Below are 19,787 nucleotides of genomic sequence, written 5' to 3' on the forward strand. Positions count from 1 at the left end.
TTATCATCTCTGGAACACACACAATCCGTGTGCAGGTCCCGGCCAGACAGCCGTAATCACTGGGTTATCCTCTCCAGCGAATGGGGGAATGGCGTGCCACTCCCCAGCAGGTAAAACAATCTCTGTTACCTCAAGCGTGGCGTTTATTGCGATCAAAAAACGATCCGAAAGCAAAATTTGCAGCTGCTTTGGCCCGTTTTGCCACTCATCCGAGCTTAAAGGTTGAGCATATCGATTCAGCCAACGGACATTGCCATCGCCTTCTTCCCACCAGCGATCCTCTACCAAAGCAGGAATGCGCTTGCGCAAATGGATTAACGCGGCGGTAAACCCCGTTAACCCACTGTTTGCCTGCGACCAGTCCAACCACGTTAGTTGGTTATCCTGACAGTAGGCATTGTTATTGCCATGCTGGCTGTGACCATGTTCATCACCTGCCAGTAACATCGGCGTACCCTGGGAGAGCAACAACGTCGTTAACAGGGCGTGAATGCTGTCGCGCCGCCGTTCAATCAAATCAAGAGTACCGCCTAACCCTTCTTTACCATGATTGTTACTGTAATTGTTGTTGGTCCCGTCGCGATTTTCCTCTCCATTTGCTTCATTGTGTTTATGGTTGAAACAAACGCAGTCGCGAAGCGTAAAACCGTCATGCGCAGTGACGAGATTAATCGCAGCACTCGGCAGACGGCCATTACGTTTAAAAACATCGCTGGAGGCGGCAAAACGCCCGGCAAACTCACCCAGCGACAGGTTATAGTGCAGCCAGAAACGGCGTGCGGCGTCGCGGAAATGATCATTCCACTCGGCAAACAGCGGTGGGAAATTGCCCACCTGATAACCACCTGGCGCGATATCCCACGGTTCGGCAATTAACTTCACTTGCGAAAGCACAGGGCAATTCTGGATAGCCGTAAACAGCGGCGCATCCTGACGAAACTCCGGTGTTCGTCCCATGACTGCTGCGAGATCGAAGCGGAAGCCATCAACGTGGCAGGTTTCTACCCAGTAGCGTAGACAGGCGCTGGCGTACTCCACTACCGCCGGATGGCTCAAATTGAGCGTATTACCACAACCAGTCCAGTTGTGATAATCGCCGTCGTCTCTTATCCAATAATAGCTACGGTTGTCGATCCCGCGCAGTGAGAATACCGGGCCGTCCAGGTCCAGTTCCGCACTGTGGTTGAGTACGATGTCGAGAATGACTTCAATACCCGCCTTGTGCAGGGCTTTCACTGCGTCGCGGAACTCGTCCAACGCCGTTTCGGGCGAGCTGGCATATGCCGGATGCAGTGCAAACAGCGCCACCGGATTGTAGCCCCAGTAGTTACTTAGCCCCATGCGTTGCAGGCGCGGCTCACTGGCAAACTGCGCCACTGGCAACAGTTCCAGCGCGGTAATGCCCAACCGTTTTAAATAGTTGATCATCACCGGATGGCCGAGCGCTTTATAGGTGCCGCGGATCTCAACCGGGATCTCCGGATGCAGATAGGTTAATCCTTTGACATGGGCTTCATAAATGATGGTGCTGCCCCACGGCGTGCGCGGCGGGGCATCATCCTCCCAGTCATAGTGATCGACCACCACCACGCATTTCGGCGCAATGGCGGCGTTGTCACGATAATCAGGTTCATTATGGCCTGCATGCAGCAGCGGGTTATCTTTAAACTCACCCTCAATTTGCCGCGCGCAAGGATCAATCAACAACTTCGCCGGGTTAAAGCGATGCCCCACGGCAGGTTGCCAGGGGCCATGTACGCGATACCCATAGTGCAAACCCGGGCGCGCATCCGGCAAGTAACCGTGCCAGACATCGCCGCTGCGTCCTGGCAAGTCATACCGGTGTTCTATGCCCTGAGCGTCAAACACACATAGCTCTACCCGCTCAGCATGAGCGGAAAAGAGCGTGAAGTTGACGCCCTGGCCATCATAGTGCGCGCCAAGGGGAGCAGGTTTGCCAATGGCGAGTTGTGTCATTCTCCCTCCCGCACCAGCCAGATAGTAGCCAGCGGTGGTAGAGTAAGGCTCAATGAATGCTGACGACCGTGGCTGGCGATCTCATCGCTATGTACCGCGCCGCCATTGCCAGCATTGCTGCCGTGGTAGTGCATGGAATCGGTGTTGAGAATCTCACGCCACTTACCTGGCTGATTAATGCCAAAGCGATAATCATGGCGCGGCACCGGCGTAAAGTTGCTGGCAACGATAATTTCGTTACCCTCTTTATCGCGACGCACAAAGATCAGCACCGAGCGCTCATGGTCATCCACCACCAGCCATTCAAAGCCGTAGGCGTCGAAATCCAGCTCGTGCAGAGCTTTGTGGTGACGATAAGTATGGTTCAGATCGCGTACCAGTCGCTGGACACCGTGATGCCAGTTGTCGCCACCTTCCAGCAGATGCCAGTCGAGGCTGGCATCGTGGTTCCACTCACGCCCTTGGGCAAATTCGTTACCCATGAACAACAGTTTCTTGCCCGGGAACGCCCACATCCAGGCATAGTAGGCTCGCAGATTGGCAAACTTCTGCCATGCATCGCCTGGCATCCTGTCGAGAATCGATTTTTTGCCGTGCACCACTTCGTCGTGCGACAGCGGCAGGACGAAGTTTTCAGTGTAGTTGTAGAGCATCCCGAAGGTGAGTTTATTGTGGTGGTATTGACGATAAACCGGGTCGAGCTTCATGTAATCCAGAGTGTCGTGCATCCAGCCAAGGTTCCACTTGTACCAGAAGCCCAGACCACCAATATCCTGCGGGCGGGAAACGTTCGGGAAGTCGGTAGACTCCTCCGCCATCGTTACTGCACCAGGAACTTGTTCACCGATAATACGGTTGGTATTGCGAAGGAATTCAATCGCTTCCAGATTCTCGCGTCCACCATACTCGTTCGGGATCCACTCGCCTTCTTTACGGCTGTAATCACGATAAATCATCGAAGCAACCGCATCGACGCGCAGCGCATCGATACCAAAACGCTCGATCCAGTACAGCGCGTTACCAACAAGGAAATTGCTGACTTCGCGACGACCATAGTTGTAGATCAGGGTATTCCAGTCCTGATGGTAGCTTCACGCGGATCGCTGTGTTCATACAGATTTGTACCGTCAAATTCGGCAAGTGCAAAGTCATCTGTTGGGAAGTGACCCGGCACCCAGTCGAGAATCACGTTCAAACCTGCTGCGTGGGCGGCATCAATGAAATAGCGGAAATCATCGCGAGTGCCAAAACGGCGAGTTGGCGCATACAAACCTGTCGGCTGATAGCCCCAACTGCCATCGAATGGATGTTCGTTAATTGGCAGCAGTTCGAGGTGGGTAAAGCCCATCCACTTAGCGTAAGGCACCAACTGATCGGCAAGTTCGCGGTAGCTTAACCAGAAGTTGTTGTCGGCGTGACGACGCCATGACCCCAGGTGAACTTCATAGATAGAAATTGGCGCATCAAACTGATTCGCTTTTTTGCGCTCTTCGGTCTGCACGACCTTTTCAGGCAGTCCGCAAATAAGGGAAGCGGTTTCCGGGCGCATCTGCGCTTCGAAGGCATAAGGATCAGACTTCAAACGCAGATTGCCATTGGCATCAATCATTTCGTATTTATAGAGCTGACCGTTATGCGCGCCAGGGATAAACAGTTCCCAGATACCGCTCTCTTTACGCAGGCGCATCGGGTGACGACGACCATCCCAGTAGTTGAATTGCCCAACAACCGAGACACGGCGGGCATTTGGCGCCCAGACAGAAAAACGCGTGCCGGTAACGCCATCCATAGTATCTGCGTGCGCACCTAAGGTTTCATACGGGCGCAGGTGGGTACCTTCAGATAACAGCCAGGCGTCCATTTCCTGGATTAAAGGGCCAAAACGGTAAGGATCATCAATCAGATTCTGCTGGCCATGCCAGACAACCGCCAACTGATAGCGGAAAAAATTTTTACGCCGAGGAACGACGCCGCTGAAGAATCCACGAGAGTCGAGACACTCCAGTTTAGCGACTTTGCGTCCAGTTTTTGGTTCAATTACCCACACATCGGTGGCGTCAGGTAAAAGGGCACGGACTTCCAGTCCCGCTGTGGTTTTATGCATTCCAAGTACGGAAAAAGGATCCGCAAAATGACCTGCAATTAGCGCGTTAATCACGTCTCTATCGATACGATCGGACATGCTTGTCTTCCTGTTTTATTGTGTCACCCCATCCAACTAATTTTTGACATCTGGTTGTGACATTTTTTTGACCTGAACGGCGCAGCACTCTGTGCATCCTCTCTACGCCGTCCTCACTTCAGGTAAGGCATTGAATACGTATGTATCCCGCCACCCTTAAAGAATAGCCAATGCTCTATTTAACTCCCGGTAAATCATGAAACATCTGCGCTTACTCCTGTACTACGCACTAAAAGGGGCAGCATTACGCCCCAAATTTAATGAATAAACATTACGCCAGTTGACGAAGCATCCGGCGTAGCGGCTCCGCGGCCCCCCACAGCAGCTGGTCGCCCACGGTAAAGGCTGACAGGAACTCAGGTCCCATATTCAGCTTACGCAAACGGCCTACCGGCGTGGTCAGCGTACCGGTGACGGCAGCTGGGGTTAGCTCACGCATAGTGATTTCGCGATCGTTTGGAACCACTTTTGCCCACGGGTTATGGGCCGCCAACAGTTCTTCCACGGTCGGAATAGACACATCTTTTTTCAATTTGATGGTGAATGCCTGGCTGTGGCAGCGCAACGCCCCGACACGCACACACAAACCATCTACCGGAATAACGGAAGATGTGTTGAGAATCTTGTTGGTTTCCGCCTGACCTTTCCATTCTTCGCGGCTCTGACCGTTATCAAGCTGTTTGTCGATCCACGGAATCAGGCTGCCTGCCAATGGCACGCCAAAGTTATCCACTGACAACTCGCCGCTGCGGGTTAAGGTCGTGACTTTGCGTTCAATATCGAGAATAGCAGAGGACGGTGTCGCGAGTTCATCCGCCACATGGCCATACAGTTGGCCCATCTGGGTTAACAACTCACGCATATGTCGCGCACCACCGCCGGAAGCCGCCTGGTAGGTTGCAACGGAAACCCAATCAACAAGATCATTGGCGAATAAACCGCCCAACGACATCAACATCAGGCTTACGGTACAGTTACCGCCAACAAAAGTCCTGATGCCTTTATTTAATCCATCAGTAATGACGTCCTGATTGACTGGGTCAAGAATGATGATGGCGTCATCTTTCATGCGCAGAGACGATGCTGCGTCAATCCAGTAACCTTGCCATCCGCTCTCACGGAGCTTTGGATAGATTTCGTTGGTATACTCGCCGCCCTGACAGGTTACGATGATATCGAGAGCCTTCAGCGCCTCCAGATCAAAGGCATCCTGAAGTGTGCCAGAAGCACCGCCAAAGGAAGGCGCAGCCTGACCAGACTGTGAAGTCGAAAAGAAGACAGGGCGAATGGCGTCGAAGTCGCGCTCTTCAACCATGCGTTGCATGAGAACGGAGCCGACCATACCGCGCCAGCCGATAAAACCAACATTTTTCATAAGCGTTTTTTCCTGCAAAGATGTGTGCTGTATATATGTGCCGGTGTCCTCATGGCACATCTTTCACCATACAAAAAGCAGCCAAAGTCGCAAGTGAAATTAATCAATGATAGCGAAGCCATCAGTAATGCGACTTATCCTGCTTTCGTAGCACGCAGAAAGTCCACGGCAATTATCAGGGAACTTGAGTTATGAATGAAATCATTTCTGCAGCAGTTTTATTGATCTTGATTATGGATCCGCTCGGAAACCTACCTATTTTTATGTCCGTACTGAAACATACAGAACCGAAAAGACGTCGGGCAATCATGGTGCGAGAGTTGCTTATTGCTCTCATGGTGATGCTGGTGTTCCTGTTTGCGGGTGAGAAAATTCTGGCATTTCTTAGCCTGCGGGCGGAAACCGTCTCCATTTCTGGCGGCATCATTCTCTTTCTGATCGCCATTAAGATGATTTTCCCCAGTGCTTCTGGCAATAGCAGTGGGCTTCCGGCAGGTGAAGAGCCATTTATTGTGCCGCTGGCAATCCCATTAGTAGCAGGGCCGACTATTCTCGCCACATTAATGTTGCTGTCTCATCAGTACCCGAATCAGATGGGGCATCTGGTGATTGCGCTGCTGCTGGCCTGGGGCGGCACCTTTGTCATCCTGCTTCAGTCTTCGCTATTTTTACGTCTGCTGGGCGAGAAAGGAGTGAATGCACTGGAACGCCTGATGGGATTGATTCTGGTGATGATGGCAACCCAGATGTTCCTCGACGGCATTCGGATGTGGATGAAGGGTTAAGGTTCAAATAGGTGCTGCACACAACCAGACGCGGCACCTGTTTTATTACCTGAACTGATAATGACCTTCGCCCAATCGAATAACCCTTCCCTCTTCTTCTGCGCGGTTCAGCCACACACTAATTTGTTCGATGGTTAAACCAGTACAAGACGCCAGCCTTTCAATACTTATCGATTCCTTTGCAAGGATCGCCAGTTCCGCCACAAAGAGTTGATAAAAATCGACAGGCGTATGCGCGGACATTACTGCGTAATTTGCGTCATCTTCATGCAGCGAAAACAGTTCTGGTTGAGCGTTACGGAGTGCTCTGTCATACATCAGCCCAGGAACATCTGGCAGTCTGATCGGCACATTCTCAGCCTGTTCAGCACTCCATGACGCCCCATTTTCTACTAATCGTGAATTGGCTGATTGCATATCCTGATTTGGTTTAACCAGGACAGGCAGCCACTGATGTTTTAATGCCTCCATCGCCCCGGTTATCGTTCCACCGGTCATTCCCGCACGTACAACCATTGCGCTTTCAGCAAGGCAATAAATATATTTATTCCGCGCCATCGCATTGCCGACAGTGAAACGTACCTCTGGGTAAAACGGCGAAATCAACACCAGGTTGCCTGCTATAAGCCCTTCACGCCATTTCACTAACGTGCTCGTTTTTAACAAGCTATCAGCTAATACGCCAACGGCAGTTCCCCCGGCCTCTAGTGCCGACGCCATTGCACATTCATCAATACCTCGCGCACCACCAGAGATAACGCAAATCCCCTGTTGGGCCAGTTTCGCGGCCAGTTGTTGGGTATAGCGCAAATCGTCAGTCGGAGCGTCTCGCGAGCCAACAATCGCCATACCTTCCGCTTGCAGTAATGCTTTATTCCCGCAGCCAAATAAAACGGGAGGTGCATCCGTTCGCAATCGGTTTTTCAAGCGAACGGGATAATCGGCATCTCCTCGGGTTAAGATCCATAAACCGGCGCGTTGCCACTTATCTACCGCCAACGCCAGACTATGACCACGCGCCAGCAAGCCAAGAATACGCTCCTGAGAAATACGCGGATCGCTCCAGCCTGTAAGTTTCTCTTGCGGTTGCGGCACCAGAAGATCGGCGGGACTGATACGTTGGTGCTTCAGCCATAATGCAAACTTCCCCCATTCACTATTACTAAGAGGTTTATACTCACTCGCCGCCGCGCGAGAAAAATCGCTGGTTAGCAGGAGAGTTGCTTGTGCATTGGCTGAAAGATTCATCAATTTTTTACCGAGGTAGAAGCAAGGGCAAGAGGATAAACCGTCGGGCAACCTGCCTGGCGTAACAGTGCTGTCAGAACTGTCAGCGTCCATGCAGAATCCACGATATCGTCAACCAGCAACGCCGGACCTGGCATCAAAGGAGGGGTAATCACAAACGCCCCGTCGAGATTTTGACACTGGTGAAAACGGTTTTGCTGCATTTTCTGCGGTGGATTGTCCACGACTTTTCCAATGGCATCAATAAAAGGTAAGCCTAGTTTCGCCGCCAGTCGCCGGGCAAAATCAGGAACCAGGTCGAGGTGCCTTAATGAAGGAACGCAGCATACCCAGGTTGGTTCAGGATGCGGATTCCAGCGTTGGCGAACCATTTCCGCACATGCCTCCACCAGCTCATCACTGAAGCGCCCCATTTTTTTCTCCTGTGCTACCTGCTTTCCCCACCCCGGAATCGCCCCAACGAGAAAGGACTCGCCCCGTAGATCCTTGTAAACCCGCAGGCAAGTTCCCTTTAAATCCGTATTGCGTAAAAGCCCCAGCTGCCACCTGTTTATTGAGATTTAATGGCAGGTCAGCGTGTTTAATAAATAAATTTGCCGCATGGAGTAAGCCGCTATCAATGTCGGGCGACAACAACGGATGCTGAAGACAACTGCTACATTTACCACAACGTTCGGCACTTGGCTCATCGAGTGCGCGGCGCAGAAATTGCATTTTGCACTCCTTGGTCGTGATATAGCTTTCAACGTCTTCCAGCTCACTTTTTCTCTGATTCATCAAATGGTTAATTCGTTCATGGTCAGGAGAAAAACTGACAATTGTTCTGCGCCATAATTTCTCGGTATACACCACAGGCGATGGATTTTCAGCTACCAGTAACTTCAGTGCTTTTTCTATTTGCCCATAACGAAGATTCGTCCGTTGTTCAATGCCTCGTAGGGTAAGACCGTCATTCTCGCTAAGTACGTTGAGTATTTCATGAATTTGCGCCTCCGCAGGAAAGGCGCTTTCACGGAAGAATTTATGAATAGCGCGGTCTTCACTGCCACAAAGCAGTATGCCAACAGCAGAATCGATACCGCGACCGGCACGCCCCACCTGTTGGTAGTAACCAACTATCGAACCTGGCATCTGGTAATGAATAACAAACCCCAAATCCGGTTTGTCAAAGCCCATTCCCAGCGCCGTCGTCGCGACCAGAACTTTAATTTTATTTGCCAGCAGTGCCTGCTCCAGATATTCCCTGGCAGTATTAGAATCTTCCGCGCCTTCACAAGTCACGCCACTGTAGTAAGCAAATGCACTGATACCATTTTTCCTTAACCACTCGGCGACAAGTTCGGCATCGCGAGTAGTCAGGGTATAAACAATTCCCGATTTGGAAAACTGAGGGATAACCGTTGCTAACCATGCCAGACGGGATGACTGTTCACCTAAGACTAAGGCATCAAGCGCCAAACTTTCGCGAGCCAGCGTTCCACGCTGAATCACAATGTCACCCAATTGCTGACGGATATCCTCAACGACACGGTTATTCGCTGTCGCGGTTGTACCCAGAACAGGGGTATTCGCAGGCAGTTGGCGCAAAATATCTAATATACGTCGGTAATCCGGGCGAAAATCGTGGCCCCAATCAGAGATGCAGTGCGCCTCGTCGACCACAAGCAAGCCAATACGATCGGCTATAGGATATAAAACCGTTTCGATAAAGTCCTGGTTTGCCAAACGTTCCGGGGAAACCAGCAAGCAATCGACCTCACCTTGCAGCAACTTATCGCTAATGCGCTGCCATTCTTCTCTGTTTGTAGAATTCAACGTTTCAGCCGTAATACCTAACCGTTCAGCGGCGGCAACCTGGTTACGCATCAGGGCAAGCAAAGGAGAGATGATAATTGTCGGGCCAACGCCGCGATCGCGGAAGATTTTACTGGCGATGAAGTACACGGCACTTTTCCCCCAGCCAGTGCGTTGGACAACCAGCAGTTTTCGCCGTTGGTTCACCACCGCGTCTATGGCTTCCCATTGCCCTTCCCTGAAAGTAGCGGTGGTATTTCCTAACATCCGCTTTAAAAGCAATTCAGCTCCGTGCTTTTCCATCTTTATCTCCTGCTATCTTTAGGCAGTGATTAGAACGGATTATTAGCAGGTAAATTTGCGAGAGAGATCAAAAAGATGAAGAGAGGAGAAAAGAGAAATGAATTACTGCGAGCAAGCTCGCAGTAATTTGTCGCAGTAATTAACTCAACAGCTGGAACGCAATCATCCCGACGATGGCACCAACAGTGCCGAGGATGGTTTCCATCATGGTCCAGGTTTTCAGCGTTTCGGCTTCGGTCGCGCCGGTAAATTTACCGAACAACCAGAAACCGGCGTCGTTAACGTGGCTGACGACAATCGAACCACCAGCGATACAAATCGACAGTGCCGCCATTTGCGCACCGGAGTAGTTCAGTTGTTCAATGACCGGCATCACCAGCCCCACCGCCGTTAAACAGGCAACGGTGGCAGACCCCTGAATGATGCGCACTGCAGCTGCCAGCACGAAGCAGGTGATAGCAATCGGCAGGCCCATGCCGGTTAATGCTTCGCCCAGCGCCGGACCTACGCCAGAGTCAACCAGCACCTGTTTGAACACGCCGCCTGCACCAATCACCAGCAGAATAATCCCCGCTGGTTGTAGCGCGTGACCGCAAATCTCCATCACTTTGTCTTTTGGCATGCCCTGACGCATTGCCAGGCCATAAATCGCTACCAGACAAGCAACCAGAATCGCAGTAAACGGATGACCGATAAACTCAAACCATTCGTAAGCAGTTGATCCTTCTGGTACAAAACGCGCAGCAATGGTTTTAAGACCTACCAGCACCAGCGGCAGCAGGATCAGCGACAGGCTGAATCCAAAAGACGGCATTTTGCCTTCGCCGAGATGCGGTTCGCTGATGTCGTCAGGAATATGCAGCTCCACGTAACGGCTGATGAAATTGCCCCACAGCGGCCCGGCAATAATCATCCCCGGAATTGCCGCACACAGGCCAATCAGGATCATCCAGCCAAAGTCGGCATTCATCTGCGATGCCAGCAGCATCGGCGCTGGTCCAGGCACCAGGAACGCAGCCGCTGCTGCCACGCCTGCGAATAATGGGATTACCAGTTTCACCAGGTTCGTGCCGGTGTGGCGCGCCATCGAGAAAGCAACGCTAATCAGCAGAACAATCGCCACTTCAAAGAACAGCGGTAGCGCGCAGACCAGCCCCGCAAGGCCGATGGCATAATGCGCGCGGCTGTGACCGAAGGATTTGAGCATTTTGACGGCAATCTGATCGACTGCGCCGGTTTCATGTAAGATCTTGCCAAACATGGCTCCCAGGGCGACAACCACCGCCAGGAAGCCGAGGGTGCCTCCCATCCCTTTTTCCATCGTCGCTGCGATTTTATCGAGCGGCATACCGGAAAAAAGGCCAGCCCCCATAGACACCACCATCAAAGCCAGGAAAGCGTGCATACGCGCCTTCATGACTAAAAACAGCAGCAGTAAAACAGACCCTACTGCTGTTAAAACAAGCGTTAATGTAGTCACTACTTATTTGCCTTTTTTAATAACCTCAATGGTGCTTGCCACAACACCTTCCAGCGGTTGATCGATATCCACCACCAGTACATCGGTTTCGTCCGCACCCGGCTCCTGCAGCGTTTCAAACTGCGTCACCAGCATTTGGGTTTTAAAGAAATGGCCTTTGCGCGCTTTCAGGCGGCTTTCAATCACATCAAAATCGCCTTTCAGGTAGATGAAAGAGAGATTCGGATTACCTTCACGCAGCAGGTCGCGATAGTGTTTTTTCAGTGCAGAGCAGACGATCAGCGACACTTTATTGGTACGCTGCATGGCAAACGCGGCGTCGTTCAGCGCCTGCAACCACGGTTTGCGATCGTCGTCATTCAGCGGTTCACCAGACGCCATTTTTTTCGATATTGCGGCGCGGATGGAGGAAATCGCCATCAAGAAACGCGGCATGAAGTTGATGCGCCACTTCACTGGCGACCGCAGATTTGCCGCTGCCCGATACGCCCATTAAGACGTAAATGTGGTGATCATGATTAGTCGTGCTCAAAGTGGTGCCCCCACAGTACAAGAATTAAGAATGTTACGGGTAACTGTTATCGGTAACATTCTCCAGCCGGACAAAAACAGAAGCAATATCCATCCGTGCCTTAAGTGTATAAGTGTGAGCTACTTCAAATTTGTAGGCTTAAATAGATCCACCCGGTGACAAGGTGAAACCTAAATCTAACATTTTCGGCGTCACCGCTTCGCCACGAATACGCGCCAGCAGGCGTTCAGCGCCAATGCTGCCCATCCGCTCACGCGGCGTCAGCACACTTGCCAGCCGTGGCTCCATCACCTGGCCGATGTCATGACCGTGGAAACCGGCAATCGCCATATCGTCAGGAACTTTCAACCCCAGACGCTGACATTCAAACGCCGCGCCGACCGCCAGGTCATCGTTGGTACAGAACACGCCATCCAACTGTGGATATTCCCGCCGCGCCTGACGAATCAGTTCAATACCGGAAGAGTAAGAAGAAGATTGTTCAACCATCACGCTATATGGCACCAGGCCTGCATCCAGCATCGCCTGCTCATATCCCTTCTGTTTGATGATAGTACGTTCGTCGAGACGTGCGCCGAGATAAGCAATGTGACGATGCCCGCGAGCAATAATAGCGGCAGTCATCTGGCGTGCCGCTTCAAAGTTATTAAAACCGACAGCGATATCGAGGCACGGCGACTGGCTGTCCATCAGCTCCACCACCGGAATACCCGCCACTTCAATCATCTTTAAGGTGCGTGGCGTGTGGGTACGTTCGGTAAGGATCAGGCCATCGATATTCCAGGAGAGCATCGATTCAAGGCGTTCTTGCTCCATTTCCGGTTTATAACCGTAGTGCGCCAGCATGGTTTGATAACCGTGCGCGTCGGTGACGCTTTCGATTCCGCGTAATACTTCCGCAAAAACCTGGTTGGTGAGAGAAGGTAACAGGACACCAATCGCCCGGCTGGTGGCGTTAGAGAGGATATCGGGCGCGCGATTGGGAATATAACCCAGTTCATCAAGAGCGGCGGCAATCTTGCCACGTAGAGCGACGGAAACCTGCTCCGGGTTACGCAAAAAGCGGCTGACCGTCATTTTGGTCACGCCTACACGGTCAGCCACATCCTGAAGTACGGGTCTTTTCTTTTTCATCGTCCTGAAAGGTACAAAAGGGATAGATTCCTTTAGTTTACCACGGACGCATCACAACCTTCCTGATTCCTCAGGAAGGTTGTGAGATAAATTTAGACTGGCGGTAAATCGAACAGCAGGATTTCACTGTCGCTATCAGCGTGGACGGAAATCGCCTGCTCATCCCAAATCGCCAGACCATCGCTGGTCGAGGCTTTTACGCCGTTAATAGTGACATTACCTTTCACCACCTGGATCCAGACGCGGCGTTCAGCGGCAATCTGATGTATCGACTGCTCATCTTTTACCAGCGCCCAGCGGTACAGTTCCATATCCTGATACACTTTCAGCGAACCGTCACGCGCATCCGGCGAGAGCACCAGTTGTTTACCCTGCACGGCATCGAAGCGACGCTGTTCATAACGCGGCGTAATGCCGTTTTCTTCCGGCATGATCCAGATCTGATACAGATGCAGACGCTCGGTGCTGCTTGGGTTGTACTCTGAGTGACGAATACCCGTACCCGCACTCATAATCTGGAACTCGCCCGCCGGAACCTGTTCTTTATTGCCCATGCTGTCCTGGTGCTCAACAGTACCTTCCAGCACGTAGGTCAAAATTTCCATATCTTTATGCGGGTGAGTGCCGAAGCCCTGCCCTGCTTCAATCACGTCGTCGTTAATCACGCGCAACGCGGAGAAACCCATAAAGTTCGGATCATAATAGTTGGCAAAAGAGAAAGTATGCCAGGAGTCCAGCCAGCCATGATTTGCATGACCGCGTTCATTTGCTTTGCGTAAGTAGATCATTTGTATTCGCCCCCTGAATGATTTCGATGGGCTTAGTGTGGACCCGATCTGCCTGGGATGATAGAGGGTGAAAATTGACCCCTCTGTTCAAAAAAATTGAACTATTCGAGGGGCCATCAAACTTACTTCGCGAGAGTCACTGTGGAGGGAGAGGCTTGTTCAAAACCGCGTTCAAGGATTTCCAGATTAGTAAGAACTTCAGATTCCTTGACGTAATTTGGCACCCCGCTGGTGATGGTTTGGTACAACGCATCATAAACGCGCCCATAATCGCCCATCTCCGGCTTCATCTCTTCTCTGACCGTCACGCCCTCGTCATTGACATACTCCAGCACACCGACCGAATCATCCGCCGCAAATCCAGGTTCGCCCGGCATAATATTAGCCTTCAGGCTGGTTTCCTGCTGGTCGATGCCGTATTTAATAAATGTACCTTTCTTACCGTGAACGATAAATTTCGGATAATCGATTTTCACCAGATGACTGGTTTTAACGATCGCTTTCAGGTCGCCATAAAACAGCTGCGCTTCAAAGGTATCGTCAGGATTGGCTTTATTACGCAAGCTGCGGATGTCGTAAGCGACGTGATCCGGGCGACCAAACAGCGAGATAACCTGGTCCAGGGTATGCACACCAAGCCCATAGAACGCGCCATCCTGCGGCAGTCCAGGTTTGGTTTCTGCCACCGGGCGGTAATAGTCAAAATGGCTTTCCACTTCGACAATCTCTCCCAGCTTGCCGCTTTCAATCGCTTTTTTTGCCGTCAGGAAGCAGGAATCAAAGCGACGATTCTGATACGGCGTGACGGTCAGCCCTTTACTTTTCGCCAGCGCAAACAGCTCTTTCGCCTGCGCAAGCGTCGGGGTGAACGGTTTTTCGACCAGTACATTTTTCCCGGCTTCCAGTGCGCGCTTCGCGTACTCGAAGTGGCTGTCCGCGTGGGTGCAGACGACAACCAGCTTAACATCGGGATCGTTTAACACTTCGTCGAGATCGCTGGTGAAATGAATATGGGAATAAATGGGGGCCTGTTCTTCCGGCTTCGCATGGCGGCGAAAAATATGCGCGACATGCCAGCTATCCTTGCGGTTAAGTACATACGGCAGATGGTAACGGGTGGTGCTTTTGCCGAAGCCAATAAAGGCGCAGTTGATGACCATGATTTCGTCCTTTTTAAGGTGGTTATTTACACCTTAGCGCAAAGCGGACGTGGTTCCTATGCCTGGGCTTCAGTACGTCAGATTGTTGGCAAAGTGCACTTTATTCATGCCGGATGCGGCGTGAAGGCCTTACCCTGCCTACACAAAATGGCAAACAAACCAGTACGAAAGCAAAAAAAAAGCCAGCACCCGGCTGGCTAAGTAATACTGGAAGCAATGTGAGCAATGTCGTGCTTTCAGGTTCTCCGCGAGGGTCTTCCTGAATGCGAGACAATAATAATCATTCTCATTCGCACTTGTCCAACACTTTTTGCAAAAAAATCCATTTGACTCGTATTTGAAAGTCAATGATGTTGAAAGGGACATTTACCCTAAAGAGGACAGAGGAATGAGTGAGATAGTAATACGCCACGCAGAAACGCGCGATTATGAGGCCATTCGGCATATCCACGCCCAGCCGGAGGTGTATTACAACACACTACAGGTGCCTCATCCTTCAGAACATATGTGGCTGGAACGACTCGCCGATCGCCCCAGCATCAAGCAACTCGTCGCCTGTATTGATGGAGACGTCGTGGGCCATCTCACCATTGATGTACAGCAACGCCCACGCCGCAGTCATGTTGCCGATTTTGGTATCTGTGTCGACGCCCGCTGGAAGAATCGCGGCGTCGCCAGCGCCCTGATACGAGAGATGATTGAAATGTGCGACAACTGGTTGCGGGTAGATCGTATTGAACTAACGGTGTTCGTCGATAACGCGCCAGCAATTAAGGTCTATAAAAAATTCGGCTTTGAGATTGAAGGGACCGGCAAGAAGTACGCATTGCGTAATGGTGAATATGTTGATGCGTATTATATGGCGCGGGTGAAATAGAGAATTTGCAATCTAAGTTTGTCATTTAAGCCCTCACCTACCGGGAGAGGCTTAAGATATTAATACCCCGCCGTTAAATCATCCACCGAGCGCGGGTCGGATGCACCGTACAACTCACCGTCAGGCCCAACCATAATGCTTTGCGTACTGCCCATCGCCTCTTTCAGCGCCACTTTCTGACCTTTTGCTTCCAGCAGCTTGATCGTATCCGGGCTAAATCCTTTCTCGACACGCAGCTCGTCCGGCAACCACTGATGGTGGAAACGCGGCGCATTGGTCGCTTCGGCGACATTCATACCATAATCGATACTGTTTACCACCATTTGCAGCACAGTGGTGATAATCCGGCTACCGCCAGGGCTTCCGGTGACCAGCCAGGTTTTACCGTCTTTCACCACAATGGTTGGTGACATCGACGACAGCGGACGTTTGTTCGGCCCGACGGCGTTGGCATCACCGCCCACCAGCCCGTAAACGTTCGGCACGCCCGGTTTGGCGGAGAAATCATCCATCTGATTATTAAGCAGAATACCGCTCTCGCCCGCGACAATACCCGTACCGAAGGTGGTGTTCAGCGTATAGGTCACCGCTACCGCGTTACCGTCTTTATCCACCACTGAGTAATGGGTAGTTTGATTACTCTCATAAGGCGCAAGTTTGCCAGGGCGAATCTCGCTGGACGGCTTCGCTTTATTGATATCGATTTGATCGGCAATGGATTTGGCATAGGCTTTATTGGTCAGCGCCTGCCACGGGACTTTGACAAAATCCGGGTCGCCAAGATATTCCGAGCGGTCGGCGTAGGCATATTTCTCAGCTTCTGCCATGATTTGCATCGCATCGGCGCTGCCAAAGCCGTATTTCTGCATATCGAAGTTTTCCAGAATATTGAGGATTTGTACGATATGAATACCGCCGGAAGATGGCGGTGGCATGGAGTAAACCTGATACCCGCGATAATCGCCGCTTATCGGCGTGCGTTCGACCGCTTTATACGCTGCTAAATCTTCTTTAGTGATCAAGCCACCGTTTTTCTGCATCTCCTGGGCAATCTGTTCCGCTATCGTGCCTTTATAGAATTCATCCGGGCCGTTTTCGGCAATCATCTCCAGGCTCTTTGCCAGATTCGCCTGCACCAGTTTGTCGCCCTTTTTCAGCGGCTCGCCCTCTTTCCAGAAGATAGCTTTACTGTTTTCGTGATTCGGCAACACTTCGCTACCGTAGGTTTTGAGATCGTCTGCCAGCGCGTCGTTAACGATAAAACCATCGCGTGCCAGTTTAAACGCTGGCTGCACCACTTTGTTCAGCGGCATGGTGCCGTATTTATCCAACGCCAGCGAGAAACCTGCTACCGTACCGGGCGTGCCGGAAGCCAGATGCGAAGTGAGTGATTTTTTGCTGTCCGGGTTGCCCTGATCATCAAGGAACATATCGCGGGTCGCTTTGGCGGGCGCCATTTCGCGGAAATCGATAGCCGTGGTATTGCCATTTTTCGAGCGGATTAACATAAAACCACCGCCGCCCAGATTCCCTGCCTGCGGATGCGTTACCGCCAGCGCGTAGCCCACCGCCACGGCGGCATCAACGGCATTCCCGCCCTCCTTGAGGATATCCACCCCCACCTGAGTGGCAGTAGCATCTACAGACGCCACCATCCCCTGCTTTGCGCGTACCGGATGGAAGACATCTTCCTCCACACCATAAGAAACAGGTGGCGCGGCTGCCGCACTAAAACAACATCCTGAAAGCAAAGCTGCAATCGCCGCCCGGCGTAAAAACGTCGGTTTTATCATCGTTATTCTCCAGTTATGTGTGGGGCAACCCCAGCTAAGCCTGGTATATAACTCTGAATTAATCATCGTTTTGCCGGGAAGCGAGTAAACTTAAAGGATATCTTCAGAGGAGGATACGCGATGAAACGACTTCTGCTTTTGACGGCACTCCTGCCATTTGTCGGCTTTGCACAGCCCATTAATACTCTGAACAACCCCAACCAGCCGGGATATCAAATCCCCAGCCAGCAGCGGATGCAAACTCAAATGCAAACGCAGCAAATCCAGCAAAAAGGGATGCTGAATCAGCAACTGAAAACTCAGACGCAATTGCAACAGCAGCATTTAGAAAATCAGATTAATAGCAACTCTCAGCGGGTATTGCAGTCGCAGCCGGGGGAGCTAAATCCTGCCCGGCAGCAAATGCTGCCCAACACCAACGGCGGGATGTTAAACAGTAACCATAATCCGGATAGCTCGCTAAATCAGCAGCATATGCTGCAAGAAGAGGAAAAACGGCGACATGCTGAATCCGCCCAGCACGTCGCAGCCTGACATTCCGTTGAAAACTATTGGGCCGTAAAGTTCGGACCAATTACATCAATCGCATCGGTACAGATGCAATCCACGCCCCAGCGCAGCAACTCTGCCGCGCGCTGGGGTTTGTTGACGGTATACACCAGAATCCGCAGTCCGGCGTCTTTTAACTGCATCACTCGCGCTTTATCGAGCAACTTATGATTGAGATGAATAGAGACGCAGCCCAGCCGCGTGGTCAGTTCGCGCCAGTCGTCGCGCCACTCATCAAGCAACAAACCACGCGGCAGTTCCGGTGCCGCCAATTGTGCGGCTTCTAAAGCATCAATCTCAAACGATGACAGCAGCGGCGGCGTCATACCGGCCCACAGTTCGCGTGCCGCCAGCGCCACCATTTTGCCCGTTAATGGCCCGGTGCCAGTGGTGGGTTTGATTTCGATATTCGCCATCATCCCATGTTCGCGACAGCGTTCCGCCACCTGCGAAAGCAACGGCAGCGGCTCACCTTTAAACGCTTTGCTGTACCAACTGCCTGCATCCACGCGCAGTAAATCCTGCCAGTTTAGTTCGCCCGCAACGCCCCAACCGTTGCTGGTACGTTCGAGATTATCGTCATGGAGCAGGAAGATCTCGCCATCTTTCGATAACTTCGCGTCAAATTCGATCATCTTATGACCGTATTTTGCCCCCACATCGATTGCTGCCAGGGTGTTTTCCGGAGCCAGTTTACCGCCGCCACGATGAGCGACGATGCGGGGATAAGGCCAGTTACTCATACTCGTTGTCCTGTTTCACCATCAAAAAGATGTAGCTGATTTTCCGGCAGATGCAGCCACAGCGTGCTGCCTGCCGTCGGGCGCTCCTGATGCGCCAGTCGCACCACCAGCTTCTGCTCGCCCCAGCGTCCGTGCGCCAGATTATCAGCGCCGAGGATCTCCAGCGTGTCCATCACCAGTGGCACGCCACCTTCTGCCTGCGAACTTAGCGCAATATGTTCCGGGCGGATACCGAGGGTCATTTTACGCCCGGCATACTGGCGATAGTAACCGTTTAGCGGCAGCACAATACCGCCGTCCAGTTCGAAATGCGTGCCTTCGTTATTCACGCGGCCAGCCAGCAGGTTCATCGCCGGACTGCCGATAAAGCTCGCCACAAACAGGCTGGCGGGCTTTTCGTACACTTCAACCGGTGTGCCAATCTGTTCGGCAACGCCGCCGTTCATCACCATTACCCGCTGGGCGAGCGTCATCGCCTCAACCTGATCGTGGGTAACGTAGAGTGAAGTTGTTTTCAGGCGACGGTGCAGTTGTTGTAGCTCAAGCCGCATCTGCACGCGCAGCTTGGCATCAAGGTTAGAGAGCGGCTCATCAAACAAGAACACCGCCGGCTCACGCACAATCGCGCGCCCCATCGCCACACGCTGGCGCTGACCGCCGGATAGCTCACGCGGGCGACGTTTGAGCAGGCCGTCCAGTTCCAGAATACGCGCCGCTTCTTTAACGCGCTCGGCAATTTGCTGCTTGCCCATGCCGCGGATTTTCAGCCCCCACGCCATGTTTTCTTCGACGCTCATATGCGGATAAAGCGCGTAGTTCTGGAATACCATCGCAATTCCGCGATCTTTCGGCTCCATTTCAGTGACACGCTTGCGGTCGATCCAGATATCGCCCGTCGTTACCCGCTCCAGTCCGGCCACCATTCGCAATAACGTCGATTTCCCGCAGCCAGACGGCCCGACCATCACGATAAATTCGCCATCCGCCACATCAAGGGTCAGCGGTTTAATGACCTGGGTTTTGCCATCCCAGCTTTTGGTTACTGCCTGTAATTTCAGTCCTGCCAT

12 protein-coding genes and 4 pseudogenes are annotated in these 19,787 nt (G+C 52.1%); 3 read left to right on the top strand and 13 right to left on the bottom strand.

The features are described from left to right. Positions 1–3: 3 nt before the first annotated feature. The 3 genes and pseudogenes from glgX to asd form a co-directional block, all read right to left on the bottom strand. Complete coding sequence (gene glgX / locus CRI63_RS10230; protein WP_135519437.1) at positions 4–1,977, bottom strand: glycogen debranching protein GlgX; 1,974 nt, start codon at positions 1,975–1,977, stop codon at positions 4–6. Next, positions 1,974–4,159: pseudogene (gene glgB / locus CRI63_RS10235) on the bottom strand (1,4-alpha-glucan branching enzyme). Before glgB ends, glgX begins: the two are co-directional and overlap by 4 nt. Positions 4,160–4,430: 271 nt before the next feature. Further along, positions 4,431–5,534: an aspartate-semialdehyde dehydrogenase gene (gene asd, locus CRI63_RS10240; protein ID WP_130217716.1), complete on the bottom strand. Its 1,104-nt coding sequence runs from the start codon at positions 5,532–5,534 to the stop codon at positions 4,431–4,433. Between the two features lie 191 nt (positions 5,535–5,725). Between asd and yhgN the strand changes: the two genes are divergently transcribed. Further along, a complete protein-coding gene (gene yhgN, locus CRI63_RS10245; RefSeq protein ID WP_130217718.1) occupies positions 5,726–6,319 on the top strand; it encodes an NAAT family transporter YhgN in 594 nt (197 codons plus the stop codon). A 45-nt stretch (positions 6,320–6,364) separates the two neighbouring features. Here yhgN and CRI63_RS10250 read toward each other — a convergent pair whose 3' ends face one another. The 7 genes and pseudogenes from CRI63_RS10250 to CRI63_RS10280 form a co-directional block, all read right to left on the bottom strand. Further along, positions 6,365–7,660 carry a DNA-processing protein DprA gene (locus tag CRI63_RS10250; RefSeq protein WP_135519440.1) on the bottom strand — a complete coding sequence of 432 codons (1,296 nt, stop codon included), beginning with the start codon at positions 7,658–7,660 and terminating at the stop codon, positions 6,365–6,367. Further along, positions 7,567–9,664: pseudogene (locus CRI63_RS10255) on the bottom strand (RecQ family ATP-dependent DNA helicase). Before CRI63_RS10255 ends, CRI63_RS10250 begins: the two are co-directional and overlap by 94 nt. Before the next feature lie 139 nt (positions 9,665–9,803). Then, the gene (gntU, locus tag CRI63_RS10260) at positions 9,804–11,144 is read right to left on the bottom strand and encodes a gluconate transporter (protein WP_000210111.1); all 1,341 of its coding nucleotides are present in this window, start codon (positions 11,142–11,144) and stop codon (positions 9,804–9,806) included. A gap of 3 nt (positions 11,145–11,147) precedes the next feature. Then, positions 11,148–11,676: pseudogene (gene gntK, locus CRI63_RS10265) on the bottom strand (gluconokinase). A gap of 138 nt (positions 11,677–11,814) precedes the next feature. Continuing rightward, positions 11,815–12,810 (bottom strand): gluconate operon transcriptional repressor GntR, encoded by a 996-nt coding sequence (gene gntR, locus CRI63_RS10270; protein ID WP_130209047.1) that lies wholly within the window; start codon positions 12,808–12,810, stop codon positions 11,815–11,817. A 92-nt stretch (positions 12,811–12,902) separates the two neighbouring features. Next, the gene (yhhW, locus tag CRI63_RS10275) at positions 12,903–13,598 is read right to left on the bottom strand and encodes a quercetin 2,3-dioxygenase (RefSeq protein WP_130209049.1); all 696 of its coding nucleotides are present in this window, start codon (positions 13,596–13,598) and stop codon (positions 12,903–12,905) included. Positions 13,599–13,720: 122 nt separating this feature from the next. Next, entirely contained in the window at positions 13,721–14,758 is a 1,038-nt protein-coding gene (locus CRI63_RS10280) for an oxidoreductase (protein WP_135488650.1), read from the bottom strand. A 388-nt stretch (positions 14,759–15,146) separates the two neighbouring features. Here CRI63_RS10280 and yhhY point away from each other — a divergent pair, with 388 nt between their 5' ends. After that, positions 15,147–15,635, top strand: coding sequence for an N-acetyltransferase (gene yhhY, locus CRI63_RS10285; protein ID WP_135488648.1), 489 nt, complete (start codon positions 15,147–15,149; stop codon positions 15,633–15,635). Between the two features lie 59 nt (positions 15,636–15,694). Here the strand turns inward: yhhY and ggt are convergent, their stop codons facing one another. Next, entirely contained in the window at positions 15,695–17,428 is a 1,734-nt protein-coding gene (gene ggt, locus CRI63_RS10290; RefSeq protein WP_135519442.1) for a gamma-glutamyltransferase, read from the bottom strand. A gap of 120 nt (positions 17,429–17,548) precedes the next feature. Here ggt and CRI63_RS10295 point away from each other — a divergent pair. Beyond that, positions 17,549–17,990, top strand: a pseudogene (locus tag CRI63_RS10295) (DUF2756 family protein). On the opposite strand, the gene ugpQ reads toward CRI63_RS10295, so the two are convergent. After that, a complete protein-coding gene (gene ugpQ, locus CRI63_RS10300) occupies positions 17,977–18,720 on the bottom strand; it encodes a glycerophosphodiester phosphodiesterase (RefSeq protein WP_130221360.1) in 744 nt (247 codons plus the stop codon). The pseudogene CRI63_RS10295 and the gene ugpQ overlap by 14 nt on opposite strands. Then, a complete protein-coding gene (ugpC, locus tag CRI63_RS10305) occupies positions 18,717–19,787 on the bottom strand; it encodes a sn-glycerol 3-phosphate ABC transporter ATP binding protein UgpC (RefSeq protein WP_130221359.1) in 1,071 nt (356 codons plus the stop codon). Before ugpC ends, ugpQ begins: the two co-directional genes overlap by 4 nt.

This window comes from Escherichia sp. E2661 (genome assembly GCF_004745185.1).
GTDB lineage: Bacteria > Pseudomonadota > Gammaproteobacteria > Enterobacterales > Enterobacteriaceae > Escherichia.